We start from the raw sequence: 24,564 nt of genomic DNA on the forward strand, positions 1-24,564 counted from the left end.
GTGACCGACACTCACGCGGTGCTCGTGTCACGCACCGGTGGCATCGGCCGGGAGGGAACGCGGATGTTCGGCTTCGGAAGCGAATACGAGGGTTTGGCCTTCTGGCTGCCGCTGGTCTGGGCCGGCCTGCTGGCGCTCGCGGTGGCGATGTACGTCGTCATCGACGGATTCGACCTCGGCGTCGGCATCCTCTTCACCGCCGCGCGGCCCGGCAACTGGCGCGACCGGATGATGCTCTCGGTGGCGCCGATCTGGGACGGCAACGAGACCTGGCTCGTGCTCGGCGGCGGCGGGCTGTTCGCGGTCTTCTCGGTCGCCTACGCGATCCTGCTGCCGGCGCTCTACCTGCCGATCATCCTGATGCTGATCGCGCTGATCTTCCGCGGCGTCGCCTTCGAATTCCGCTTCAAGGCCGAGCGCTCGCAGGTGGTGTGGGACAACGCGTTCCACTACGGCTCGCTGATCGCCACCTTTGCTCAGGGCATGGTGCTCGGCGCCTTCGTCCAGGGCTTCCAGACCGAGGGAAGGGGATTCTCCGGCGGCACGCTCGACTGGCTCACCCCCTTCAGCGTCATGACCGGCATCGGCCTCGTCTGCGGTTACGGGCTGCTCGGCGCGACGTGGTGCGTGATGAAGACTTCGGGCGAGCTGGAAATCTGGTCGCGGATCAAGGCCCGGCAGTTCCTGATCGGCACCGTCCTCTCGATGGCGGTCGTCAGCGCCTGGGTGCCGTTCCTCGGGCTGCATATCCAGTGGCGCTGGTTCTCCTGGCCGAACGTGCTGTTCGTGGCGCCCGTGCCGCTGCTGACGGCCTTCGTCTGCTGGCGGATCTGGAAGGCGATCGAGGACGGGCGCGATGTCGCGCCGTTCCTTCTCTCGATCGCCCTGTTCCTGCTCGGCTTCCTCGGGCTGGCGATCAGCCTGTTCCCCTACATCGTGCCGCCCAAGCTCACGATCTGGCAGGCGGCCAACGCGACCTCGGCGCTGCAATTCGCCCTGGTCGGCTACGCGGTGGTGATGCCGCTGACGCTCGCCTACACGGCCTATGCCTACTGGGTCTTCCGGGGGAAGATCGAGGAGAATCCGAACGCGGCGAGCTACCATTGAGCGCCCGCCGCATCCTCTGGTTCGCCGCCCTCTACGGCCTGAGCCTCCTCGCCTTCACGGCGCTCGTCTACTTCATCCGCGCCATCGCGCGGTGAGTCGGGGCCCGGCTTAGAAGCAGAGGGGAAGGGCAGCGCGCAGCCAGAGCCCCACCCCCTCGCGGGCCCAGAGAAGCGCGCCGGCCAGGGTCAGCGCGCCGAGAAAGGCGAGGACGACGAGTTCGTCCCGAACGCTCATACCGGCCTCGCCCGCTGCGCCAGGGGCACATCGCGGATCGGCAGGTTGAGGAGACCGGCCAGGACCGCGATGCCGATGGAGAGGGCCCAGGCCGCGTCGTAGGAACCGGTCTGGGTGAAGATGAAACCCGCGCCCCACGCGCCGAAGAAGGCGCCAACCTGATGGCTCATGAAGACGATGCCGAACAGCGTCGAAAGATAGCGCACGCCAAAAATCTGCCCGACGAGGCCGCTCGTCAGCGGGACGGTGCTGAGCCACAGAAAGCCGATGGCGCAGGCGAACAAAGTCGCAGTGAGCGGGGTGAAGGGCAGGACGATGAACAAAGTCATCACCACCGCGCGGGCGAAGTAGATCCACGACAGCACGTATTTCTTGCGCAGCCGGTCCGCGGCGACGCCGAAGGCGTAGGAGCCGAGGATGTTGAACAGGCCGATCAGGGCCAGCGCGCGGGCGCCGATCCCCGGATCGAGGCCGGCATCGCTCAACACGGCCGGCAGGTGGGTCGCGACGAAGGCGATGTGGAAACCGCAGACGAAGAAGCCGGCATTGAGAAGCCAGTAGCCGCGATGGCCCGCCGCCTGCCGCAGGGCGGCGCCGAGCGGGATCGCGTCGGCGGTGGCGGCCGTCCGCGCCGCGGCGGGCGCGGCCTTCCGGGCGATGCCGAGGGCGAGCGGCACCATCAGGGCGGCCAGCCCTGCGCCGACGAGCAGCGCCCCGCGCCAACCGAGTCCGTCCACCGCGATCTGGGTCATCGGCACGAGCAGGAACTGCCCGACCGAACCGCCCGCCGTGACGATGCCCGCAGCCGCGCCCCGGCGCCCGGCCGGCATCAGCGGCACGACCGCGCCGAGCACGACGACGAAGGTGACGCCGGTCATGGCCAGCCCGAGCAGGAAGCCGAGCGTGACGGTGAGGCCGAAGGCCGAGGACACGAAGGCCGCCAGCGCGAGGCCGAAGGCGTAGAGCAGGCCGCCGCCCGCCGCGACGCGTCCGGGCCCGTACCGGTCCGCCAGCGCCCCGACGAAGGGCTGGGCGAGCCCGAAGATCAGGTTCTGCACCGCCATGGCAAGGCCGAAGCTCTCGCGCCCGACGCCGAGATCCAACTCCACCGGCCGCATGAACAGGCCGAACCCCTGGCGCAGGCCCAGGGCAATCGTCACGATGACCGCGCCGCAGGCGAGCGCGATCCAGGGAGAGGGCCGGCGGAGAAGCGGAGGGGAGGTCAAGGTCGTAGATCCGGGAAAGCCGGCCGGGGTTATAGTCCGCGTTCCGGGTTCTGCCGAACGCGGGTCAAACCTCGATCCGCTCGGCCCTCGGCAGGGCCAGTTTCGACTCGTTGCGGACCTCACCCCAGCTCGGCGATGTGCCAGAGAACGCCGGACGGGTCGGTGATGTAACTGACCTTGCGCCCCCAAGGCGGCATCGCGGGTGGCTGGGGATCGCGAAGGCCAAATGTCTGCGCGAGTTGTTCTGGTTGACGCTCTGCCCACCAAGCTTCAGCATCGGGAACAACCAGTTGAAGCATCAGATTTTCCGCAAGCCCTTTCTCATGGAAATTCTGAAGGATGAAATGGGCTTGCCCGTCACACATGACGGCCACTCTGCCATCCTCGAACTCGATCGAGAATCCCAATCCTTCATAGAAACGCTTGGATTTCTCGAAGTCTGCCGCAGGGACAAAAGGGCGGAGGCCGGTGGGCAGGGCTGCCGAGGATGCGTCGGACACGAACTGAGACCCTTATGGAGCGGACAATAGCCCTAACAGCGATTGCAAAGGGCATACCGGCTTTCCAGCCCTCAGCAGGGTCAAGCTGATCGGTTTTCGATCCGAGCCCCGGCCGCCGACCGGATCATGCGACGGCAGCGAGGGGCAGTGCCCGAGCGTGTCGCCGGGGCCACTTCTCGGCGCCCTTCTTCGCGCCCCCCTTCGGGCGCGTAGCCTTGCCGGCCTCCGCTCCGCTAAGGTCCGCCTCATGACGCATGATTTCCGGCAGGCGGCGAACGGTTCGCGATGACGGCGCAGGGACCGGACAGGCCGGGCGAGGACGGGACCGAGACGCGGGCCGCCGCGCGCGAAGCCGCGCGAGCGGCCGCCTTGCTCGCGCGCCAGCTCGGCCGCCTTGCCGGGAGCGCGGGACGCAGCGCCTGGCGCAGCGGAGCCGCCGCCGCCAGGGATGCAGCCAAGGGAGCCGCGAAGGGGGCGAAGCCGGTCTTCGCGCGCAAAGCGGACCGCCTCCGCTCGAACGGGCCGCACGCCGCACCGGCCGCGCCCGTCGCAGCCCCGGTGGACCGGCCGGACACGCAGAGCCAAGCCTTCACCCCGCCCTCCGCGCGCGCGCCCCGCCGCCGTCGGCCCTGGGTGATCGGATTGGCCGTCGTGATCGGCCTGCCGCTGGTGATCCTGGCCGGATACGTCTTGGCCGCCTTCGCCTCCCTGCCGCCGCTCGGCGGGGTGGCCCCGGAGGCCAACCAGCGCGCCCTCGTGGTCGAGTCCGAGAGCGGACGCGCGTTTGCCACCCGTGGCGCGTTCCAGGGCGAGCGGCTGACCGAGAAGACCCTGCCGCCCCGGCTCGCCCAGGCGATCGTCGCGATCGAGGACCGGCGCTTCTACAGCCATTGGGGCATCGACCTGCGCGGCATGGCCCGCGCCGTCTGGCGCAACGCGACCGGCGGCGGCGTGCGCGAAGGCGGCTCGACCATCACCCAGCAGTATGCCCGGCTCACCTCGCTCACCCAGGAAAAGACGCTCAAGCGCAAGATCCAGGAAGCCTTCCTGGCGCTGCGCCTGGAGAGCACGCTGACGAAGCCCGAGATCCTCGTCGGCTACCTCAACACCGCCTACTTCGGCGCCGGCGCCTATGGCGCGGACGCGGCGGCGCGGCGCTATTTCGGGCACGGGGCCGCCGGTCTGACCCTGCCGGAGGCGGCGATGCTGGCCGGCCTCGTCCGCGCGCCCTCCCAGCTCGCCCCGACCCGCAATTTCGGCGGCGCCAAGGAGCGGGCGGACCTCGTGCTCCAGGCCATGGTCGAGACCGGCGCGATCAGCCAGACCGAGGCCGACAAGGCGCGGGCGGAAAAGCTCACCCTGCACACGCCGCCCGAGACGCCGCCGGGCACCAATTACTTCCTCGACGCGGTGTCGGGCGATTTGAAGCGGCTGACCGAGGCGGCCGGCGACGTCACCGTGCGCTCGACCCTCAACCTCGAACTCCAGAGTCTCGCCGAAGGCGTGCTCGCCCGCCGCCTCGACAGCGAGGGCGGCAAGAAGAAGGTCGGCCAGGGCGCGCTCGTGGCGATGGCGCCCGATGGGGCGATCCTCGCCATGGTGGGGGGCCGCGACTACGAGGACAGCCAGTTCAACCGCGCGACCCAGGCTAAGCGGCAGGCCGGCTCGCTGTTCAAGCTGTTCGTGTATCTGGCCGCCTACGGCAAAGGCTTCTTCCCCGACAGCGTGCTCGTGGACCGCCCGACCCAGATCGGCGAGTGGGAGCCGCAGAACTCCAACAACCGCTTCCGCGGCGCCCTGCCCCTGCGCACGGCCTTCGCGCTCTCGGTCAACACCATCGCGGCGCAGCTCGGCGAGGAGGTCGGCCTGCCCGCGATCGTCGCCGAGGCCCGCCGCCTCGGGGTGCAGTCGGACCTGCCCGAGGTGCCGAGCCTCGCTCTGGGCTCGGCCGACGTCTCGCTCCTCGAGATGACCCGCGCCTATGCCGGCGTGCTCGGCTCCGGCGTGCCGGTGGAGCCCTATCTCGTCCGCGCGCTCCGGGGGAACACGCCGCAGCCGCTCTATCAGCGCCCCGCGCCGAAGCCCGGCGCGGCGATGGACGCGCAGGTCCAGTCGATGATGCTCGACTCGCTTCAGGCGGTGGTGGAATCCGGCACTGGCAAGGCCGCGCGGGTCAACGGTCTCGCGGTCGGCGGCAAGACCGGCACCAGCCAGGACTATCGCGACGCGTGGTTCGTCGGGCTGACCCCGGACATGATCGTCGGCGTCTGGGTCGGCAATGACGACAACACGCCGATGAACAAGGTCACCGGCGGCGACATCCCGGCCCGCGTCTTCCACGACTTCGTGGAGCGGGCGCAGAAGGTGCTGAAGGGACGAAAGCGCCCGGCCCCCTCCGCGGCACGGGCTGAGCCGGCCCCGGCCAGCGCCGTGGCGCCGGCCCCCGCCCCGAGCGCGTCGGCAACAGGCGAAGTCCGCGGCGTGCCCGAGGTGGTCGATACCGGCACGCTGACGATCCGCGGTCGCAGGGTGCGGCTGCTCGGCGTGGTCGGCGAGGGCGGCGCGCTCGCCCGCCAACTCGCACGCTACCTGCGCCGCCGGGAGATCATCTGCTCGGGCGATCCGGCCTCCTCGCGCTGCCGCCTGGACGGCGACGACCTCGCCTCGCTGATCGTGACAGCGGGTGGGGCGCGGGCCGCCGAGGACGCGCCGAGCGATCTCGTCGAGGCCGAGGATCAGGCGCGCGCCGAGCGCGCCGGGCTGTGGCAGCGCGAGCGCTGACTCACCTCGGCCTTGACAATCCCCAACGAATTTTCTGCGAGCGCGAACGAAAGTGCAACGTCTGCAATCGAAAATTAATGTAGATCAAAATACAGCATGGTGAAGTTTCCGCTTCCGAGGCAGACACCGTGAAAATCGTCGATAACACGCGGATCGCCCTCAAGGTATCGATCCCACTCATACTACTCACCGTCACGTCGGTCGGGTCGATCGTCTACGCCAAGCATTCGCTGGACAGCATCGCCAGTCAAACACAAAGCGTCACCGACGTGCAGGCCGCGCGGCAGGAACATATCCTCAAGGCGCAAGTCAACATCACCGAAGCGACGATCCAGAACCGCAACATCATCATCGAAACCGCCAACGAGAAGATGGCGGCCTACAAGACCCGCCATGATGCGTCGATTGCCGCGACCTATGCGTCACTCGACAAGTTGATCGAGCTCGCGGGCGATTCGGAGCGTCGCGCCGCCAACGAAGCGCTTCGCGAATCGGCGAAGACATTCTTCAACATCCTGGCGCGCTCGACCGAACTGGGTCTGAGGAACGAGCCCGCCGCCGCGATGAAGATCGCGCAGCAGGAGGCATCGCCCGCGCGCGCCAAGCTTCGCGAGCAGGTGCAGTCCCGCATCGATCGCGTCGGCAGCGAAATGCAGGCCGAGAAACAGGCGGTCTTCGAGAATGCCCGTTTCGCGACGAACGTCCTCATGGCGGGGTCCGCCCTGGCCCTGCTGGTCGCCCTCTTGCTGGCGGGCCTCATCGTCGTCTTCGGCATCGTTCGCCCCCTCGGCCGTCTGGTGACGGTGCTGCGGCGGATGGCGCAGGGTGACATCGACGCCAGCATCGCGGAGGCGAAGCGGGGCGACGAGATCGGCGCGGTCGGCCGCGCCGTCGAAGGCATTCGGGAAATGGTGGCGCAGAAGGCCACCGAGCAGGCCGAACTGCGTCGCATCGCCGACGAGGCGGCCGCCGACGAGCGCAGGCGCACGATGATCGAGCTGGCCGACCGCTTCGAGACGGCCGTGGGCGGCATCGTCGGCATGGTCTCGTCCTCGGCGACCGAGCTTCAGGCCACCGCATCGACCATGACCGCGACGGCCGCCGAGACCGCCACCCAGGCGACCACCGTCGCGGCGGCCGCGGAAGAGGCCGCGACCAACGTCAACACCGTGGCCTCCGCCGCGGAGGAACTCGGCAGCTCGGTCGCCGAGATCGGCCGGCAAGTGGCGGGCTCCACCGATCTGGCGCAGGCCGCCGTCACGCAATCGGACCGGACCGCGCATCTCGTGCAGGAACTGAACTCCGCCATGGGCCGCATCGGCGATGTGGTCGGCCTGATCTCCTCCATCGCCGGACAGACCAACCTTCTGGCGCTGAACGCCACCATCGAGGCCGCCCGAGCCGGCGAGGCCGGCCGCGGCTTCGCGGTGGTCGCCGCCGAGGTCAAGGAACTGGCCAACCAGACCGCCCGGGCGACCGGGGAGATCTCGGCGCAGATCGGCCAGATCCAGGGCGTGACCGGTCAGGCGGTCGCGGCGATCGGCGACATCGCCGGCCGCATCCGCGACATCGATACGACGGCGACCGCCATCGCGGCAGCGGTGGAGCAGCAGGGCGCGGCAACGCAGGAGATCGTCCGCAACGTCACCCAGGCCTCGTCCGGCACGTCGCAGGTGACGGGCAACATCGTGGGGGTGGCCAACGCCGCCGAGGAGACGGGTGCGGCGGCTAGCCAAGTGCTCGGCGCCGCGGGCGAGCTGTCGCGCCAGTCCGAGGCCCTGCGCGCCCAGGTCTCGCAGTTCCTCGCCACGGTGCGGGCGGCGTAGGCCCCAGCGAGAGATCCCAAAGGGATCATCCCTTTGGCGGGGTGCCGGGGCAGAGCCCCGGCTTCCCTTCAACCAGGGCTCAGCCCTGGACCCGCGAAAGGACTCGTCCTTTCGAAACCCCCGACCGTTATCGGAACGGCGGCTCGTCGAAGCTGCGGAGCTTGCGCGAGTGCAGGCCGGCCCGGTCGGCGCGTAGCGTATCGAGTGTGGCGAGCCCGATCTTGAGATGCTCGGCCACCGCCCGCTCGTAGAAGGCGTTGGCCGCACCCGGCAGCTTGATCTCGCCGTGCAGCGGCTTGTCGGAAACGCAGAGCAAGGTCCCGTAGGGCACCCGCAGGCGATAGCCCTGCGCGGCGATGGTGCCGCTCTCCATGTCCACCGCGATCGCCCGCGAGAGGTTGATGCGCCGCCGCTCCTGGCTGAAGCGAAGCTCCCAGTTGCGATCGTCGTAGGTCACGACCGTGCCGGTGCGCAGGCGCTGCTTCAGGGCGTCGGCCCGCTCCCCGGTGACGGCGGCCGCCGCCGCTTGCAGGGCGATCTGCACCTCGGCCAAAGCCGGCACCGGAATCTCCGGCGGCACGAGGTCGTCGAGGATGCGGTCGCGGCGCAGATATCCGTGAGCGAGCACGTAGTCGCCGATGGTCTGCGACTGACGCAATCCGCCGCAATGCCCGACCATCAGCCAGCAATGCGGGCGCAGCACCGCGAGATGGTCGGTGATCGTCTTGGCGTTGGAGGGGCCGACGCCGATATTGACCAGCGTCGTGCCCTGAGGCGCCCCGTCCGGCCCGCGGCCGACGAGATGGTAGGCCGGCATCTGGTACTTGTGCCAGGGCGAAGCGGCGATCAGCGCCGCCGGATCGGCCGAGGCGGCATCGGCCTGCTCGACCACGATCCCGCCGGGCAGCACCAGCCGCTCCCCCTCCCCTGCCGCCAGACGCTCCAGCCCGTGGCGGACGAAGCCATCGACGTAGCGGTGATAGTTGGTGAGCAGGATCCAGGGCTGGATCTCGCGCCAATCCGAGCCGGTGTAATGCACCAGCCGGCGCAGGGAGTAATCGGTGCGCACCCCGTCGAACAAAGCGAGCGGGCGCGGATCGCCGGCATTTTCCAGCCACAGGCCGTCGGCGACCTCGTCGCCCACCACCGAGAGGAGCGGCGTCGGGAACAGGGTGGCGAGATCGCTGGTGCTGACGCCGCTGCCGCCGAGATCGGTGCCGGGCTCGACGATGTAAGGGTAGGGAATCTCCTGGCCCGACAGGCCGACCTCGATGCTGGCGCCGTAATCATGCACGAGCGGCCGCAACTGCTCCAGGAGATAGGCACGGAAATAGCCGGGCTGCGTCACCGTGGTGGCGTAGAGGCCGGGCGCCTGGAACTTGGCGGTGGCCCGGTTGAGCCGCGGCAGCGGCCCCGCGGGCTGGTAGGTCAGGCGCAGTTCCGGATAGCGGAACTGGAGCCGCTCGGTCGCGTCCGGCGGGATGCGGTGTTCGAGATAGCGCGCCAGGGCCGCCTGGAGCGCCTGGGTCGCGCCCGCGTGCAGCGCCTCGAGCCGATCCACCGCCGTCTCTGCGTCGGCGACGGCCTCCATCGGCCGCAACTCGTCGATGACCATGTGCTCTCCCCGCTGACCCCAAGACGTCTACACCGCTGTTGGCAGCGAGACGAGCAAGAGCCTTGTCTTGCACAGGATCGGCCCAGCTTGCGGTGGCGGCAGACCGGGGCGACAAGGCCTGCATCGCCAAACGGGGAAGCGAGTCCGGATGAACGAGGATATCGATCGGCGCCCCGGCGAGGAGGCGATTCCGCTGCCCGCCGATTACGATGCCGGACTCTACTTCATCGGCCGGGTGCGTACGCCGTGGCAGAACCGGGGTGAGTGCCCGAAAAACGGCACGCAGACGGACGCGGTCTGCACCCTCGAAGTCGATGCCGCCTACCGGCCCGCACTCCAGAACCTGGAGGGCGCCACCCACCTGATCGTGCTCTACTGGATGGACCGGGCCGCCCGCGACCTCGTGCGCCAGCAGCCGCGCCACGCGCCGGGCAGCCGCGGCACCTTCTCGCTGCGCTCGCCGGCGCGACCCAACCCCATCGCCCTGTCCGTGGTCGAGCGGCTCGACATCGCCGACGGCACCGTTCGCGTGCGCGGGCTCGATTGCATCGACGGCACGCCGCTGCTCGACATCAAGCCCTATTTCGCCTCGACCGACAGCCGGCCGGAGGCGCGGGTCGATCGCGCCGGCACGGAGACGCCGGCAGCGCCCTGATCCGGCCGGATCGGACCTGCTACCCGTCCGTCTTCCCCTGCGGCCCCGCTCCGGTTCTCGGCTGCGCGGTCAACCGGGCCAGGGCGCGCAAATAGACCGGCTTGACGTGAGTCTTGTAGGTCCGGCGGGCGACGGTGCGGCCATGCCGGAACCACGTCTCCGACAGGGCCGCCAGCCGGCCGCGTACCGAGCCGCCGGGGGCGACGTCGATCAGGAGATCCGCGATCTCCCGGCGGTCCGGCCAGATCTGCGCCAGCGCCGCCGAGGTGTCCCGGTTGCAGGAATCGATGGTGTCGATGGTCCCGTCGGCAAACGCCGTCTCGGTCAACGCCTCCATCAGCAGCGAGCCGGGCCCCCATTTCGCGTAAGTCTCGTCATACGTCATCTTCCAGCCGAAGGCCGTGCGGCCGGATCGCAGCCAGATGTTCATCGCGATGGTCCGGCCGTCGAGGCGCAGGGTCTCGACCCCGGCACAGCCGTCCCGCGCCAAGCCCGCGATCATCGACTGGGCGAAGGCGCAGAGCGGCGGCGCGTTGCGGATCGCCCGTCCGCGCCGGCTTTTGCGGCCCTTCCAGCCCGCGGCCTCCAGATCGAGAAATTCCTGGAACGCCGCGCTGACCTCCTCCGGCTTTCGGAGGCTGACGTGGCGCAACTCGCCCTGCTCCGCGAGCCGCTTGCGGTGCCGCCGCAACTCCGCACGCCGCTTCGCGGAGCCGGACGCGGCGGGTGCTGCCTGTCCCGCGACCGGCGCATCGAGCCGGGCGCGCTGCCGGCGCTCGATCTCGACGATCCGGAAACCGCACCGGCCGGCGGCGGCGGCGAGGGCGGCGTAGACCGCCCCGTCCATCGCGATCTGGTTGGCGCAGATCAGCTTCGGGAGGGTGGGGTGCTCGGCGACGGCATCGAGCATCGCCGCCAGGGCCTCGACCGCATGGTCGCGATCGAGCACCGGCGAGCCGAGGAAGGTCAGCGAGTTGCACGGGGCTTCGAGCGTCCGGATCGGCAGGCGCGACGAGGGCCGACCGATCACGAGGAGCCAGACGCCGACCAGCGCGGCCTCTTCCCCGCTGCGGCGGGACCAGGCGAGCAGAACATGCAGCGGCGTCTCGGTCGCCGTGTACATCGCACCCGCGACGGCGGGCTCCATGAACACGTTCGGCTCGGCGCAGCGTCGGACCAGCCGGCGCCATTCCGCGGCAAGGGAGCGAAAGCGCGGCGCGGTCGCGACTTCGACGGAAAAAGCCGGCCGCTGCGAGACCGCATCGGGCACCAAAGCCGGGGGCGCCGGCTCGGCCGGAGGCAGGCTCGCGAAGTCGCCGCTCGAATCCATGGACGGCCCCTCTCCTCGGTCTCGTTGCGCCGCCGGCCCTGCATTCGCGGGCCGGCTGACGCGGTCGTCATCTCTGCGGACTGAGAACGACAGCAAAGCTGCGCGCGAAGCACGCGCTTATGCGGGGGATATCCCGATGCGCAGGCCGGCCCCGGCCGGACGCGACGCCGATCTCCAGCGGATCTCACAGGAGCTGTCCGCCGGCGAGACGGTAGCGGCCGATCGCGCTCTGGAACGCCGCCCAGCCCGAGATCGCCGGATCGCGGACGATGTAGCGGAGATAGGCCCGCTCGGCGCGGTTCAGGCGCCAGGGCGTGAGCAGGTTGCCACACAGGCGGCGGGGCGAACGGATCTTCAGCGTGTCGGTATCGGCGGGTCCGCCCTCCTCCTCACGCAGGCGGCAGCCGAGGGTGACGAAGTTCAGCCCCGCCAGCATCGCCACCTCCATGTGGTACCAGAAGCGCGGGTTGCACTCGATGAAGGCGATCTCGCCATCGGGCCGGCGCCGGATATCGAACCCGATCACCCCGTCGTAGCGGAAATGCGCGACGAGCCGGCTGGCATGGGCATCGATGTCCGGAACGCGGATCTCCTCCAGCTTGGTGAGGGTCCGGCGATAGGAGAAAGACGCGAAGATCTTTCCGGCTTCACACAGGTAGAACGCGCTCAACTCCTCGCCGGGCACGTAAGCCTGACAGATGATCGGTGCGTAATCGAGATGCTCGGGAAGCTCTTCGGCGGAATCGATCCGCCGCACGCCGTAGCCGCCCGACATGGCCGCCGGCTTCAGGATCAGGGGAAATCCGAAGCGGGCAAAATCCGGGTCGCGGCGCAGTTCCGCCATCGTCGCGAACCGCCGCGTCAGCGGGACGGGAAGATCGAGGTCGGCGCAGACGCCGGCAAAGCGCCACTTGTCGTCGAGGGCGTCGAAGGTGTCCTGATCCGGCACGGGATAGTACGGCGCCCCGATCTCGGCGCCGTGGGCCGCCAGGAGACGCGTCGTCCGGCTGCAACTTGGGAGCACCATATCGATCTTGTGGACGGCACAGAGCCGGCGAATATCAGCAAGATCCGACGGCCGAATATAAGCAAAATCTCCCGTGAAATCAATAAATCTCTTGCAAAACCGCGAGCGCTTCAAAAGATATGCATCATTTGCACCCAGAACGTAGACTTCATCGAAGCATTCGCCTGCACATCGCAAAACTCGGTATTGGATGCGCGGGCCATTGGCTAAGACAAGCGCGCGCTTCATCATAATGCCTCATGTCCGACCAATCCACGAACGCTCAGAGAACGGAATAATGTTTGATCTTCGATCGGCGATCTTGAAACATCTATGTTTACGAGCATTCTACCGTCAACAACCAATCGTCAGCACATTCAACTTTTTATAATACCTCTATACTGATGGGCGGTCCGGAAAAATCGGATTAGACCCCAATTTCCGCTTCCGGACCTGGCCGAATTCTACGAGCGGCCGGGCGACGACCCCGGCTCAGCGCTGCTTCAGCTTCTCCAGGGTCAGCGGGTCGGGCCGTCCCTCGAAAAACGTTGCGAGCGCCTGGGCGAAGTCCGGATCGTCCGGAGCGGCCTGCGCGAACAGCGTCATGGAGGAGCGGAACTTCATGTCGTCGGGCGCGCCGAACAGGGCGTGGGCCGAGCGGTTCTCCCAGGCATTCGCGGTCCGCGTGCAGGTCCGCAGCCGTTCGCCGACCAAGGGGTGGGCGAGATAGGCCCGCGCCTCGTCCAGCGAGCGGATTGCATAGCGCCTTGCCATCGCACTGGAGCCGAGCCCGGCGATCTGGGGGAAGATGAACCACATCCAGTGGCTCTGCTTGCGCCCGTTCCGCAATTCCGCGAGCGCATCCTCGTAGAGGCCGTCCTGTGCATCCACGAAGCGGTTCAGGTCGAACGCGTCGTCCGGCATCGTCTCTGTCCTGTGGCGTCGTCTGCGTGGCTGGGCAAACCGGGGGCGCGGACCGGCGTTCCTCAGGCAGCGGCGGCCATCGCCTCGAAGACGAGGGCATGGCGCGCGGCCAGGGCGTCCACGTCGCTGCCATAGCCGCCGCCGATCACGGCGCAGAGCGGAATCCGCTGCGCCCGCGCGAGGCCGACAACATATCGATCACGGGCGAGCAAGCCCGCATCGGTGAGGCAGAGGCGGCCGAGCCGGTCGTCGCGGTGCGGATCGACGCCGGCATTGTAGAAGATCAGATCCGGCGCGAAGTTCTGGACCAGCGCGGGCAGGCGCGCCTCCAGCACCGCGCGATAGTCCGCATCGTCGAGCCCGTCGGGCAGGCCGATATCGAGATCGCCCGGCACCTTGTCGTGCGGGTAGTTGCGCTCGCAGTGGATCGAGAGCGTGAACAGGTCGGGCTCGCGGGCGAGGCAATCGGCGGTGCCGTCGCCCTGGTGCACGTCGAGATCGACGATCAGCGCGCGGGTGATCGCGCCCTCGCCTCTCAGGGCGAGGGCGGCCACCGCCACGTCGTTGAACACGCAGAAACCCGCCCCGCCGGCCCGCCGGGCGTGGTGGCTGCCGCCGGCCGTGCTGCCGGCGAGTCCGTGGGCCAGCGCAAGGCGCGCGGCGCGCAGCGTCCCCCCGGCCGAGGCGCAGGCGCGGGCGGCGACCGCCTCCGTCACCGGCAGGCCGATCGCCCGCTCGATGGCCCGCGGCACCTGCGCGGCCAGCACCGCGGCGACATAGGCCGGATCGTGCGCGCCCGACAGCAGCGCCGCGTCGGCGGGCTCCGGAGTCACGAAGCCGTCCGGCACCAGGCCGCGGGCGCGCAGGGTTTCGGCGAGCCGGCCGTATTTGCGCATCGGAAAGCGGTGGCCCTCTGGCAATTCGGCCTCGTAGGCCGGGTGGAACACGATCGGGATCAAGGGGACGGCCTGGGACGGCGTTTGAAGTGTCACACGCCTGATAAGGCCGCGCTGCTAGGGGCGTGATGGGACGCGCCGTCGCGCCCGAAAATACCCTCGACGGGAGACGCCGCGCATGATCGCCCTGCCGGAGAGCGGCGCGCTCGCCGCCCTCGCGCTCTGCGCGGTTCTCGTCGCCGTCAACCTCGCGAGCCTCGCGGTGGCGGCCCTGCGCATCGGGCGCAAAAGTCGCGACAAGAACCACGACGAGAGCCAGCCGTCCGCCTTCCCCGCGGGCGCCCCCGTCTCGGTGGTGCGGCCCCTGCGCGGCCTGGAAGCGTTCAGCGAGGAGACGCTGCTCGCGAGCTTCCGGCTCGACTACCCGGCCTACGAGTTGATCTTCTGCTTGGCGGAGGCCGGCGACCCGATCCTGCCGCTGCTGGCGCGGATGCGGGCGGCGCACCCGCAGATCCCGTCGCGGCTGATCCTCGGCGACGAGCGCATCGGCGGCAACCCGAAGCTCAATAACTGCGTGCGCGGCTGGGACGCCGCCCGGCATGACTGGGTGATCCTCGCCGATTCCAACGTCCTGATGCCGCCCGACTACATCCAGCAGATGCAGGCGGCGTGGCGGCCCGGCAGCGGCCTCGTCTGCTCGACGCCGATCGGCGCACGGCCGGAGAACTTCTTCGCCGAAGTGGAATGCGCCTTCCTCAACACCCTGCAGGCCCGCTGGCAATATGCCGGCGAGGCGCTGGGCCTCGGCTTTGCCCAGGGCAAGAGCATGCTCTGGAACAAGCCCTTCCTCGAAGCGCAGGGCGGCATCCGCGCCTTGAACGCCGAGATCGCCGAGGACGCCGCCGCGACCAAGCTCGTGCGCGCGGCGGGCAAGCGGGTGCATCTCGTCGCCTCGCCCTTCCAGCAGCCGCTCGGGCACCGCGCCCTGTCGGAGGTCTGGTCGCGGCAGGTGCGCTGGGCACGGCTGCGGCGGGTCACCTTCCCGCTGTTCTTCGCCCCCGAGATCGGCATCGGCGCCCTGCTGCCGCTGGTGCTGACCGGTCTCGTGGCGGGAAGCGTCGAGGCCACGCTCTGGCTCTTCGGCGCCGGCGCCCTCTGGTACGGGGCGGAGATTGCGCTGGCCGCGCGCGCCGGCTGGCACCGCTCGCCGCGGATGCTCGCAGCCCTCCTCGTCCGCGACGCCCTGTTGCCGGCGATCTGGGCGAGCGCCTGGGCCCGCACCGCCATCGTCTGGCGCGGCAATGCCATGGACATCCGCACCCGCGACGCGTCCGCGCTGGGAACGGGGCCGAGCGCGGCCTGACCGCGACGGCCCTCAGGGGGGTCGGGGCCGGGACCAGCCTCCGCGCCGACGTGACGCGGTTTTCGGTGGCGCGCGGCTGCGCCCGATCCGGCCACGGCCTACGGCTGTGATCGTGAGGCGCCCTTCCCGTTGAGCGAATTCCGCGAGTATCGCTTCGATCCATGTCGCAGCGTACTTCGCCGATGCGTTTTCGGCCGGATCATCCAAGCCACAGAAACCCGCGCAACCTCACGGCCATCTCGATCACGGTCAGCCACAACCCGACGCCCTATGAGGCAAGTCTTCTCAATTCAGCACATTGCTGGCGAAAACACAGCAATAAAACCAGGATATACTATAAAATATTCGGTCATCACCCTTTAATTATCAAAAGTTTGATGCTCGCTTGATCAGAAAGAAGCCTGTTGCCAAAGGGGCTGGCGACTCGCGTTGCGCGGCAAATCTGTTAAAAAAGCAGTAAGCACGCGAATTCGTCGTGTGGTCATGGGAAAACACACCGCGATGGCTTGGATGCCGTTCCGAAACGTGCTGCCGACGTCATCCGCCTCACGCGACCGAGACGCGGAACAACGGTCGCGCAACCCGGAGCCGCCCCCCTCGCCGCGGCTGCCGAAGGCCGTCGTCCCCGACCTGATGGAGGGCGGCAGACGCGCCCGCTCGGCCCCCGAACCCGCTCCGACCAACCTCGATGCCATCGGCCAGCGGGACGAGGTCGTCCGGCAGCGGATCGACGCCATGGTCGGCCGCCTGGACGACCTGCGAAGCCTCCAAGACGATTTCGTGCTGATCCTGCAGCCGCTGGCGAGCATCAGCAGCGAGCTGTCCAAGGCCAGCGTGCGGATCGCCGAGCTTGAGAACACGCTGACGCAGGAGGTCAGCGCCAACGGCAGCCTGCGCGACGAGGTGGCCGATCTCTCCACCAAGCTGTCGCGGATGAACAGCGAGCTGGCGGATTCCCAGGTTCACGCGAAGCGAACCCTGGAAAGCCTGCGCGAGCGCGATGCGGCGGTCGAGGCGCATCAGATCGATCTGCGCGACAAGGTGTCGGCGATCGAGAATCTGGAGCGCCAGCTCTTTTCGGAGGTCGAGCAGAACAAGGCGCTGACGAGCGAGAGCCGGGCGCTGCGGCAGGAAGCGCAGGCCGCCGACAGCGCCCTGGCGCGTTCCGAGCACGAGTTGAACAACGTCCGCGAAAGAAACAGCCTGCTGGAGGTCGACGGACGCCGGCTCCAGCTTCTGAGCGAGGAGCAGGCGACGCAGCTCGCCGATCTCGATGCCCGCCATCGCGACCTGACGACCACGGCGGAAGCCGACCGGCAGCGCCTGCGCATCGTCGAGACCCAGCTCGCGACCGAAATCTCCGTGAGGGAGCGCAACGAGGCCCAGCACGAAACCGAGCTATCCGCGCTCCGAAACGATCGCGCCAGCCTCGCGATGAAGCTCGAAGCCGCCCTGAACCGGGCGACCTCGACGGAGCAGCTGCTGGTGCAGGCCCGCAACCAGTTGCGGGACAAGGACGAGGAATTCCGTTCGGTCGATCGCAACTTCAAGGAAGCGACCATCGCGCGCAGCACGCTGGAACGCCGCCTCGAAGCCCTGCAAGCCGACCTGTCGCGTCAGACCGAGCGGTTCCTGGAAATCCAGCGCATCCGCGGCGAACTCGACAGCCGTTGCGACATGCTCAACAAGGCGCTCGCGGCCAAGGATGCGGCGATCGAGCAGACGACGAACCGCAACGCGGTTCTCAACGATCGCATCGAGCACCTGACCCACCGGCACGAAGCCGCCCGCGCCGATCTCGAAGCCTCCAATCGAAGATTGATGGAAGAACTGCAGAACGAGCGCTCGGAGCGCGCGTTGCTGCAAGGCGCCCTCGACATCGCGCGCGAAAGCCGGGTCACGCTGCAGAAGCAGCACGATGCCCTGAAACGCTCGGGCCGCCCGTGGCGGGAGCAGGTGAACGACGAGCTCGACGAAGAAACCGCGCAGGCCGCGGCCGACGCGGTGAGCAACGTTCGTCCGTTCAGCTCCACGGGCAAGTCGGCCTAGAGCCGCATCCGACCTGATGGCATCAGGCCGGTGTCTCTAGGCCCTTATTCTGACGTGCATTCTTTCGACGAACCAGTCACCATTTCGTCGGAATGCGCTCTAGTTCGCCGTTTCACGGCAAAGAAGATTCGGGAGGATGTTTGAATGTCAGAACAGGCCGTGAAAGACGCCGCCCCTTCCTCCGGCAATTCCATTCTCATGCGGGCTTGGCAGGCCAATGTGACGCGACCGGGAGACAAGATCATCAACTTCTCGCCAGCCACCTCCGATTCCGCCTCCGACGGGGGCGCCGCCTCCCTGCCGCCACGCGACTGGGTCTCCGCGATCGACCTCGTGCAGGAGGCCGCCGAAGCGATCCGGATCAGCGAAGAGCGCGCCGTCGATCTCGAGAACCAGCTGCGAAGCGTCATTACCCAAGCTGAGGACGAGGTGCGGCAGCTTCAGAAGACGCTCGCCTCGAACCAAGTCCTGCTGAGCCAGGCCGAGGACCGCGCCCGCCGCGCCGAGGCGCGGGCCAAGGAGGCGGAAACCTGGCTGGTCCGCATCTATGACGCCGTGTTCACGGCCTTCGGTTCGAAGAACAAGGCCGTCCCGGCGGAGACCGGCGACAGCGGACAGGACGCGCCGTAAGGCGTGAACGCGTTCCGATGGACCTCGACAGCCCATATCCAATCGCCAGCGAGAGCGGACCGCCGGTCCAGCCCTCCGAATGGGCCCTGTTCGACGTCGAGGTCAGGCACGACGACGCAGTGGGCCTGGTGAAGCAAGCCGCGGACACGATCCATGACTTGCAGCGCTGGAAGGAGATGATCGAGCCGCAGGCGCTGAACCTGATTCAGAGCGTCCAGCAGGAGCGCGTCCGGTGGCAATCGGAACGATCGGCGCTGATGAACGAAATCAACGAGTGCCGGCTGACGATCACCGCGACGAAGATGGCCCTACGAACGGCGCTGTCGGAAAAGGAGACCCTGTCGCGTCGCTATCATGAGGCGAAAGCGGCGGCGGCCTCGTCCGAGACGCGCGCCCGCGCGGCGGAGGAGCTGCTCGCCTTCATCTACAAGACCTTCAACGTCGAGCTGAGCGCGCATCCGGTCACAGGACGGATCGCCCCAATCCCCTTCGATCCCGCCGGCCAGCGCCCCTCGCCCGAGTAGCGGCAACGCTCTTGCTTGGCCCAGGCCCCAAGCACCAAGCCCTCGCTCGGACGCCGCCTCTCGCGCCGAAGCCGTTTAGGCCGGGACTGCGGAGTTGCACGATGCCGACGCCTTCGACCACGCTCGACAAGAGCCTCAATGCCTTCCATCTCTGGGGCATCGCCGTCGGGCTCGTGATCTCGGGCGAGTATTTCGGGTGGAGCTACGGCTGGGCGCAGGCCGGCACCCTCGGCTTTCTCGTCACCACGCTGGGCGTGGCCGCGATGTATGTCGCCTTCATCTTCAGCTTCACCGAACTCACCACCGCGATCCCGCAGGCGGGCGGCCCCTTCGCCTATGCCCTGCGTGCCTTCGGGCCCACGGGGGCGGCACTGGCCGGCTACGCGACGCTGATCGAGTTCGTGTTCGCGCCGCCCGCGATCGCGCTTGCCATCGGCGCCTATCTCAACGTCCAGTATCCGAGCCTCGACCCGAAGCACGCGGCGCTCGGCGCCTATCTGCTGTTCATGGGCCTCAACATCGTCGGCGTGCGCATCGCCGCCACCTTCGAGCTGTTCGTCACCGTGCTGGCGGTGGCCGAGCTTCTGGTCTTCATGGGCGTCGTCGCCCCGGCCTTCCGCCTCGACAACTTCACGGACGGCGGCTGGGCCGGAGCAGACACGTTCGGTCCGGCGGCCATCGGCGGCATCTTCGCCGCGATCCCCTTCGCGATCTGGTTCTTCCTCGCCATCGAGGGCGTGGCCATGGCCGCGGAGGAAGCGAAGGACCCCAAGCGCACCATCCCTATCGCCTACATCACCGGCGTGCTGACGCTCACCGCCCTCGCCTTCGGGGTTATGCTGTTCGCCGGGGCCGCCGGGGACTGGAAGAGCCTGTCCGACCTCAACGATCCCCTGCCCCAGGCGATGAAGCGGGTGGTGGGCGAGTCGAGCGGCTGGCTGCACATGCTGGTCTGGCTCGGCCTGTTCGGCCTCGTCGCCTCGTTCCACGGCATCATCATGGGCTATGCCCGCCAGATCTTCGCGCTCGCCCGCGCCGGCTTCCTGCCCGCCCTGTTCGCGCGGGTGCATCCGCGCTTCCAGACCCCGCACATCGCGACGCTGGCGGGCGGCATCGTCGGCATCGCCGCGATCTACAGCGACAGCCTGATCAGCGTCGCCGGGCAGTCCCTCACCGCCGGCATCGTGACGATGGCGGTGTTCGGCGCGCTCACCATGTACGTCATGAGCATGGCCGCGCTGTTCCGCCTTCGCGCCAGCGAGCCGGATCTCGCTCGGCCCTACCGCGCGCCGCTCTATCCCTACGCGCCGGCCTTCGCGCTCGTCATGGCCGTGGTCTGCCTCGGGGCGCTCATCGTCTACAACCCACTGATCTTCGCGATCTTCGCAGCCATCATGGGCATCGCCGTACTGCTGGTGCGGCTCGTGGCCAAGCCCGCAGCGCCGGCGACGATTTCCGCCTTCGATCCGGCGATCTAGGTTCAAGATTCAACTAGCTTGACCATACGAGGGGCCGCATTCGACCCCTTGCGGACATTTGACCCGCTTCCGCCGAAGGTCCGGATGTGCTGGAAAGCGGAGATTGGCTCGCCGCCCGCAAGCGGAGGTTCCGCCTTGCGCCCATTTCAGCCATCCGACCAATCTCGGCGGTTTCGCTGAAACGGACGTTCGCTGGCGATCTGTCATGCAGCTCCTGCATTCCGATCAGCTTGGCCCACCTGATCAAGCAGTGCGTGATGAAGCCGCAATAATGGAGGAGGCGTGCCAGTTCCGGCGGCCACGACGAGACCAAGGATAGGGCTATGTCGTATCTGGACCTTGCGAGGCTCTTTATTGCTTCGGCACTTGCCCTCGGTCTCGGAAGTGGAGCCCAGTCTGCTCTACTCAGCAATTCTCGGCTTGCGATCGAAGCGTCTGGCGTAGCTGACGGGCTGGTCATCCAGACCCAGACCCTTGGAATGCAGCGTCGCAATGACCGGCGGATGGACCGCCACGACAGACGGATGGACCGACAGGTGAATAGGCAGGAAAGGAGGATGGATCGGCACGACCGACGCATGGAGCGACGTTACTGATACGATCCGTCGATGCCCCAGCCTCCCTCTACATCTACCCCGATGACCGCACCTTCAAAGCCTGCCGACCATGCTGATGGCTGGACTCACCGGATTGGGCGCTGGCTCCTCACAGAGGTCAAGCGGATCCTCGGCATCTTCGCCTATCTCTGGGTCGTCTTCGGGCTTCTCATCCTGCACGAACACATCGTGCTGTCGCGCCATGGCATGGGGTATGGGTTTTACGGGCTGGCTTTCATCAATGCCTGGATCTTGGCGAAGGTTATGCTCGTGGGCGAGAGCCTAGATATGCTCCCCATCTTCCGAGGACGACCGTTGATCTTTCCAATCCTTGCCCGATCCTTCGTATTTGCAGCACTCCTGGTATGTGCCTATGCCATCGAGAAGATGGCGTTTGGTCTCTGGCATGGGAAGACGTTGGCTGGGAGCGTGCCAGTCATCGGCGGTGGGGGGGCCCGTGGGGTCGCGTCGGTCGGCCTCATCATGGCCGTGGCTCTGATCCCCTATTTTGCGTTCCGGGAACTCGGCCGGGTGCTGGGGCGAGAACGCTTGCGAACCATCCTGTTCCAGGACGGGGCAGCAATAACCCTCCCGGACCAAGAGACACCAAGGGTGCCCTGATCGGTCGGCAGGCGAAAATTATCTTTCACAGTTAACGGGTGCTGGTCGGCCTACCGCTACCACTCACCGACCGCTAGGGCGTGTGGACATTTACCGGAGCCATAGGACGATGGCGGCCAGCGTGACGACGGCAGCATAGTTGCGCGCGGTCTTCTCGTATCGGGTGGCGACGCGGCGGAACTGCTTGAGCTTGGCAAAGCAGCACTCGACCAGATGGCGCTCTTGGTAGAGCGTCTTGTCGAGATCGTACTTCCTGGCGCGCGAGGGATTGTTCGGGATCACGGCCTTTGCGCCCTTATCGGAGGCGAGCTTGCGCAACCGGTCGCTGTCGTAGGCGGCATCAGCCAAGATCACGTTGGCCGGTAGGTCCTTCAGCAGCATCTCGGCCTGCGGTGCCTCGCCTTTCTGGCCGGCTGTGAGGGTAAAACGCACCGGGCAGCCGAGCCCGCGCACTGCCAGATGGATCTTGGTGCTCAGGCCGCCACGTGAGCGGCCGAGCGCCTGATCCGGCCCTGGCTCGGACAAGGGGCGATCTCCAGCCCCCCTTTTTTCGCGCCCGCCGCATGTTGGTGGGCGCGCACAATGGTGGAATCCACAATCAGATACTCGAAGTCGGGATCGTCCGACATCGCCGCGAAGATGCGCCACCACACGCCCTTCCGGCTCCAGCGGCTGAAGCGGCGGAACACGCTGTTCCACTCGCAGAACGCCTCAGGCAGATCGCGCCAGGGCGAGCCGGTGCGCACGAGCCACAAAACGCCTTCGACGAACATGCGGTTATCGCGCCCGGTCGAGCCACGCTGATCGGGACGACCGATGATCAGCGGCGCCATCCGCTCCCACTGCGCGTCGCTGAGAACAAGGCGATCCTGAACGCTCAAGGCTGTCCTCCAAAAGACAGCTTTGAATCACGGCTTACTCAACGCGTGAACACCAAGAGTCCACGCGGCCTAGTGCATCGTCCTGAAAGGTGGCTGCCGGCTTTCGGGGCGATGCTCTCGATCACGCGCGGTAAGCGCCCTGCCGCTCCAGCATCCAGCCGGGATATTCCGGCGGTAGGCGGGTCGCCGCGTCGAGCCGGGCGAGGTCGTCGGCATTGAGCCGTACACGCGTGGCGCCGATATTGTCCTCAAGCTGCCCGATGCGCTTGGCGCCGACGATGACGCTGGTGACCACATCCCGGTGTAGGAGCCACGCGAGGGCCACCTGCGCCACGCGGCACCCTTTCGCCTCAGCGATCGACCGCATGGCGTCCAGGGCGACGGCGCCGCGCGTCCGATCGACCGGCGGGAAATCGAAGGTGGTGCGCCGCCCGTCCGCCGCCGCGCCCTCGCCGTCATACTTGCCCGAGAGATAGCCGCCGGCGAGCGGGCTCCACACCATCAGCCCCACGCCCTCGGCGGTCAGCATCGGCGCGATCTCGCGCTCCAGATCGCGCCCGACCAGGGTGTAATAGGCCTGAAGCGAGACGAGGGGCGCGAGCCGGCGCATCTCGGCGATGCCCACCGCCTTCATCACCTGCCACGCCGCCCAGTTCGACAGGCCGAGGTAGCGGACATGGCCGTGGCGCACGAGGGTGTCGAGCGCCTCCAGCGTCTCGACGATCGGGGTCGCCGGATCGAAGCCGTGGATCTGGTAGAGGTCGATATGGTCGAGGCCGAGCCGGGCGAGGCTCGCCTTGCACTGGCTGAGGATGTGCCCGCGCGAGGCGCCGCGGGCATTGGGCCCCTCGCCCATCGGACCCAGCACCTTGGTGGCGATCACCACGTCGTCGCGGGGGATGCCGAGATTTTTGAGCGACTGGCCGAGGATGCGCTCGCTCATCCCGCCCGCGTAGACATTGGCGGTGTCGATGAAGTTGATGCCGGCGTCGAATGCGGTCTTCACGAGGGTGTCGGCCTCGTCCTGACCGAGCCGGCCGATCTGGCCCCAGAAACCGTCGCTTCCGCCGAAAGTCATGGTGCCGAGGCAGAGTTCGGACACGAACAGGCCGCTCCGGCCGAGGGGGCGTAGGCGCATGGAGAGATCTCCGTCTGGAAGGGACGCCCCCTGATACGGCGTCCGCGGCGTCGCGCGCACGGCCGATCCTCTCAAGCCCTTGCCCGATCCTCTCAGGGCCGCATTCCCATGATGCGCGGGCAGCGCCGGCGCGCTAAGTTCTGAACGATGACGACCGACCTTTCCGGCCTCACGGCGCTGATCGAACGGCAATGGCATCGCTTCGGCCGGGAGACGCCGGCCGACGGGTTGCTGCTCAACCGCGCCGAGGCGCCGAGCGGGCCGATCCGCTCGGTCTACCGCCCCTCCTTCTGCGTCGTGGCGCAGGGCGCCAAGGCGACGCTGCTCGGGGAAACCGCCTTCCGTTACGCTGCGGGTCAAGCGCTGTTCGCCTCCCTCGATCTGGCCGTCACGGCGCGGATCACAGAGGCGAGCCCGGCGCGGCCCTATCTCGCGCTGAGCCTCGCGATCGACCTCGACGCCCTGGCCGACCTGCTCAGCGCCCAGGCGGAAACCCTCACAGAGGCGGCAGCACCCGCCCCGGCTTTCGCGCCGCTGCGCACCGTCACGCTCGACCCCGATCTGTGCGATCCTCTCGCGCGGCTTCTGACCCTGCTCGATCACCCGCGCGACCTGCCGGTGCTGGCGCCATTGATCGGACGGGAAATCGTCTGGCGCCTGCTCGGCGGTCCGCTCGGCCCGGCCCTGCGGCAGCTCGGCCTGCCCGAGAGCCACGCCGCGCGGATCGGCCGGGCGACGGCCTGGATCCGCGAGCACTATGCAGAGACCCTGCGCGTGGCCGATCTGGCGGCGCGGGCGCGCATGAGCCCCGCGAGCTTCCACCGCCATTTCAAGGCCGTTACGACGATGACGCCGGTCCAGTTCCAGAAGCAGGTCCGGCTTCACGAGGCGCGGCGCCTGCTGCTCGCCGCCGGAGACGTGGCGGGCGTGGGCTACGCCATCGGCTACGAGAGCCCGTCGCAGTTCAGCCGCGACTATCGCCGCCTGTTCGGAGCCCCACCGGGCCGGGACGGCGCCGCGATCCGCGCGCGTCTCACGGCCGAGCCGATGCTGCCGTGATCGCGTCCGTTTGGGGGGCTGGTGCGGGTAGAGGGAATCGAACCCCCACGCCTTTCGGCTGGCGATTTTGAGTCGCCCGCGTCTACCAATTCCGCCATACCCGCGACGCACGCGCCTCTTGGCAC

At 68.1% G+C, this 24,564-nt stretch carries 20 protein-coding genes, 1 tRNA gene and 1 pseudogene; 11 read left to right on the plus strand and 11 right to left on the minus strand.

Annotated features, from left to right (window positions below; all coding sequences use genetic code 11):
* Nucleotides 1-63: 63 nt before the first annotated feature.
* Nucleotides 64-1,107 carry a cytochrome d ubiquinol oxidase subunit II gene (gene cydB, locus ASF53_RS04115; RefSeq protein ID WP_056194274.1) on the plus strand — a complete coding sequence of 348 codons (1,044 nt, stop codon included), beginning with the start codon at nt 64-66 and terminating at the stop codon, nt 1,105-1,107.
* 108 nt (nt 1,108-1,215) lie between these two features.
* Here cydB and ASF53_RS26495 read toward each other — a convergent pair whose 3' ends face one another.
* From ASF53_RS26495 to ASF53_RS24665, 3 genes are all read right to left on the minus strand, one after another.
* On the minus strand, nt 1,216-1,341 hold the full coding sequence (locus ASF53_RS26495) for a hypothetical protein (protein ID WP_286134110.1): 126 nt from the start codon (nt 1,339-1,341) through the stop codon (nt 1,216-1,218).
* The gene (locus ASF53_RS04120; protein ID WP_056194279.1) at nt 1,338-2,567 is read right to left on the minus strand and encodes an MFS transporter; all 1,230 of its coding nucleotides are present in this window, start codon (nt 2,565-2,567) and stop codon (nt 1,338-1,340) included. The genes ASF53_RS26495 and ASF53_RS04120 overlap by 4 nt, the downstream gene beginning before the upstream one ends.
* Nucleotides 2,568-2,686: 119 nt before the next feature.
* The gene (locus ASF53_RS24665; RefSeq protein ID WP_082482292.1) at nt 2,687-3,067 is read right to left on the minus strand and encodes a VOC family protein; all 381 of its coding nucleotides are present in this window, start codon (nt 3,065-3,067) and stop codon (nt 2,687-2,689) included.
* A 285-nt stretch (nt 3,068-3,352) separates the two neighbouring features.
* On the opposite strand from ASF53_RS24665, the gene ASF53_RS04125 reads away from it, so the two are divergent.
* Both ASF53_RS04125 and ASF53_RS04130 read left to right on the plus strand, forming a co-directional pair.
* Nucleotides 3,353-5,848 (plus strand): PBP1A family penicillin-binding protein, encoded by a 2,496-nt coding sequence (locus ASF53_RS04125; protein WP_056194284.1) that lies wholly within the window; start codon nt 3,353-3,355, stop codon nt 5,846-5,848.
* A 128-nt stretch (nt 5,849-5,976) separates the two neighbouring features.
* A complete protein-coding gene (locus tag ASF53_RS04130; protein WP_056194287.1) occupies nt 5,977-7,674 on the plus strand; it encodes a methyl-accepting chemotaxis protein in 1,698 nt (565 codons plus the stop codon).
* 127 nt (nt 7,675-7,801) lie between these two features.
* Here ASF53_RS04130 and ASF53_RS04135 read toward each other — a convergent pair whose 3' ends face one another.
* Nucleotides 7,802-9,289 (minus strand): AMP nucleosidase, encoded by a 1,488-nt coding sequence (locus tag ASF53_RS04135; RefSeq protein WP_056194290.1) that lies wholly within the window; start codon nt 9,287-9,289, stop codon nt 7,802-7,804.
* Nucleotides 9,290-9,437: 148 nt separating this feature from the next.
* On the opposite strand from ASF53_RS04135, the gene tsaA reads away from it, so the two are divergent.
* The gene (tsaA, locus tag ASF53_RS04140) at nt 9,438-9,944 is read left to right on the plus strand and encodes a tRNA (N6-threonylcarbamoyladenosine(37)-N6)-methyltransferase TrmO (RefSeq protein WP_056194292.1); all 507 of its coding nucleotides are present in this window, start codon (nt 9,438-9,440) and stop codon (nt 9,942-9,944) included.
* 19 nt (nt 9,945-9,963) lie between these two features.
* Here the strand turns inward: tsaA and ASF53_RS04145 are convergent, their stop codons facing one another.
* From ASF53_RS04145 to ASF53_RS04160, 4 genes are all read right to left on the minus strand, one after another.
* On the minus strand, nt 9,964-11,274 hold the full coding sequence (locus ASF53_RS04145; RefSeq protein WP_056194296.1) for a GNAT family N-acetyltransferase: 1,311 nt from the start codon (nt 11,272-11,274) through the stop codon (nt 9,964-9,966).
* A 184-nt stretch (nt 11,275-11,458) separates the two neighbouring features.
* Complete coding sequence (locus ASF53_RS04150; RefSeq protein ID WP_286134111.1) at nt 11,459-12,301, minus strand: ATP-grasp domain-containing protein; 843 nt, start codon at nt 12,299-12,301, stop codon at nt 11,459-11,461.
* Nucleotides 12,302-12,772: 471 nt separating this feature from the next.
* On the minus strand, nt 12,773-13,204 hold the full coding sequence (locus tag ASF53_RS04155; RefSeq protein ID WP_056194299.1) for a DUF1810 domain-containing protein: 432 nt from the start codon (nt 13,202-13,204) through the stop codon (nt 12,773-12,775).
* Nucleotides 13,205-13,266: 62 nt separating this feature from the next.
* Nucleotides 13,267-14,163 (minus strand): histone deacetylase family protein, encoded by an 897-nt coding sequence (locus tag ASF53_RS04160; protein WP_056194304.1) that lies wholly within the window; start codon nt 14,161-14,163, stop codon nt 13,267-13,269.
* Nucleotides 14,164-14,278: 115 nt separating this feature from the next.
* Here ASF53_RS04160 and ASF53_RS04165 point away from each other — a divergent pair, with 115 nt between their 5' ends.
* The 6 genes from ASF53_RS04165 (at nt 14,279) to ASF53_RS04190 (ending at nt 21,361) form a co-directional block, all read left to right on the plus strand.
* The gene (locus ASF53_RS04165; RefSeq protein WP_056194307.1) at nt 14,279-15,463 is read left to right on the plus strand and encodes a ceramide glucosyltransferase; all 1,185 of its coding nucleotides are present in this window, start codon (nt 14,279-14,281) and stop codon (nt 15,461-15,463) included.
* 510 nt (nt 15,464-15,973) lie between these two features.
* Nucleotides 15,974-17,512, plus strand: a complete 1,539-nt coding sequence (locus ASF53_RS04170) for a chromosome partitioning protein ParA (protein ID WP_286134113.1) — start codon at nt 15,974-15,976, stop codon at nt 17,510-17,512.
* 144 nt (nt 17,513-17,656) lie between these two features.
* Nucleotides 17,657-18,142 (plus strand): TolC family protein, encoded by a 486-nt coding sequence (locus tag ASF53_RS04175; protein WP_056194312.1) that lies wholly within the window; start codon nt 17,657-17,659, stop codon nt 18,140-18,142.
* A 17-nt stretch (nt 18,143-18,159) separates the two neighbouring features.
* On the plus strand, nt 18,160-18,666 hold the full coding sequence (locus tag ASF53_RS04180; protein ID WP_056194315.1) for a hypothetical protein: 507 nt from the start codon (nt 18,160-18,162) through the stop codon (nt 18,664-18,666).
* 101 nt (nt 18,667-18,767) lie between these two features.
* Nucleotides 18,768-20,144 (plus strand): ethanolamine permease, encoded by a 1,377-nt coding sequence (gene eat, locus ASF53_RS04185; protein ID WP_056194319.1) that lies wholly within the window; start codon nt 18,768-18,770, stop codon nt 20,142-20,144.
* A gap of 608 nt (nt 20,145-20,752) precedes the next feature.
* Nucleotides 20,753-21,361 (plus strand): hypothetical protein, encoded by a 609-nt coding sequence (locus ASF53_RS04190; RefSeq protein ID WP_056194322.1) that lies wholly within the window; start codon nt 20,753-20,755, stop codon nt 21,359-21,361.
* Between the two features lie 153 nt (nt 21,362-21,514).
* Here the strand turns inward: ASF53_RS04190 and ASF53_RS24670 are convergent.
* Together ASF53_RS24670 and ASF53_RS04205 are read right to left on the minus strand one after the other, a co-directional pair.
* A pseudogene (locus ASF53_RS24670) lies at nt 21,515-22,194 on the minus strand (IS5 family transposase); the annotation flags it as partial.
* A gap of 169 nt (nt 22,195-22,363) precedes the next feature.
* Nucleotides 22,364-23,380 carry an aldo/keto reductase gene (locus ASF53_RS04205; RefSeq protein ID WP_056194328.1) on the minus strand — a complete coding sequence of 339 codons (1,017 nt, stop codon included), beginning with the start codon at nt 23,378-23,380 and terminating at the stop codon, nt 22,364-22,366.
* A gap of 147 nt (nt 23,381-23,527) precedes the next feature.
* Here ASF53_RS04205 and ASF53_RS04210 point away from each other — a divergent pair, with 147 nt between their 5' ends.
* Nucleotides 23,528-24,439: an AraC family transcriptional regulator gene (locus ASF53_RS04210; protein WP_056194331.1), complete on the plus strand. Its 912-nt coding sequence runs from the start codon at nt 23,528-23,530 to the stop codon at nt 24,437-24,439.
* Between the two features lie 19 nt (nt 24,440-24,458).
* On the opposite strand, the gene ASF53_RS04215 is transcribed toward ASF53_RS04210, so the two are convergent.
* Nucleotides 24,459-24,543, minus strand: a tRNA-Leu gene (locus tag ASF53_RS04215).
* Nucleotides 24,544-24,564 lie beyond the last annotated feature (21 nt).

Origin of the sequence: Methylobacterium sp. Leaf123 (genome assembly GCF_001423405.1) — a bacterium.
Taxonomy (GTDB): Bacteria; Pseudomonadota; Alphaproteobacteria; order Rhizobiales; family Beijerinckiaceae; genus Methylobacterium.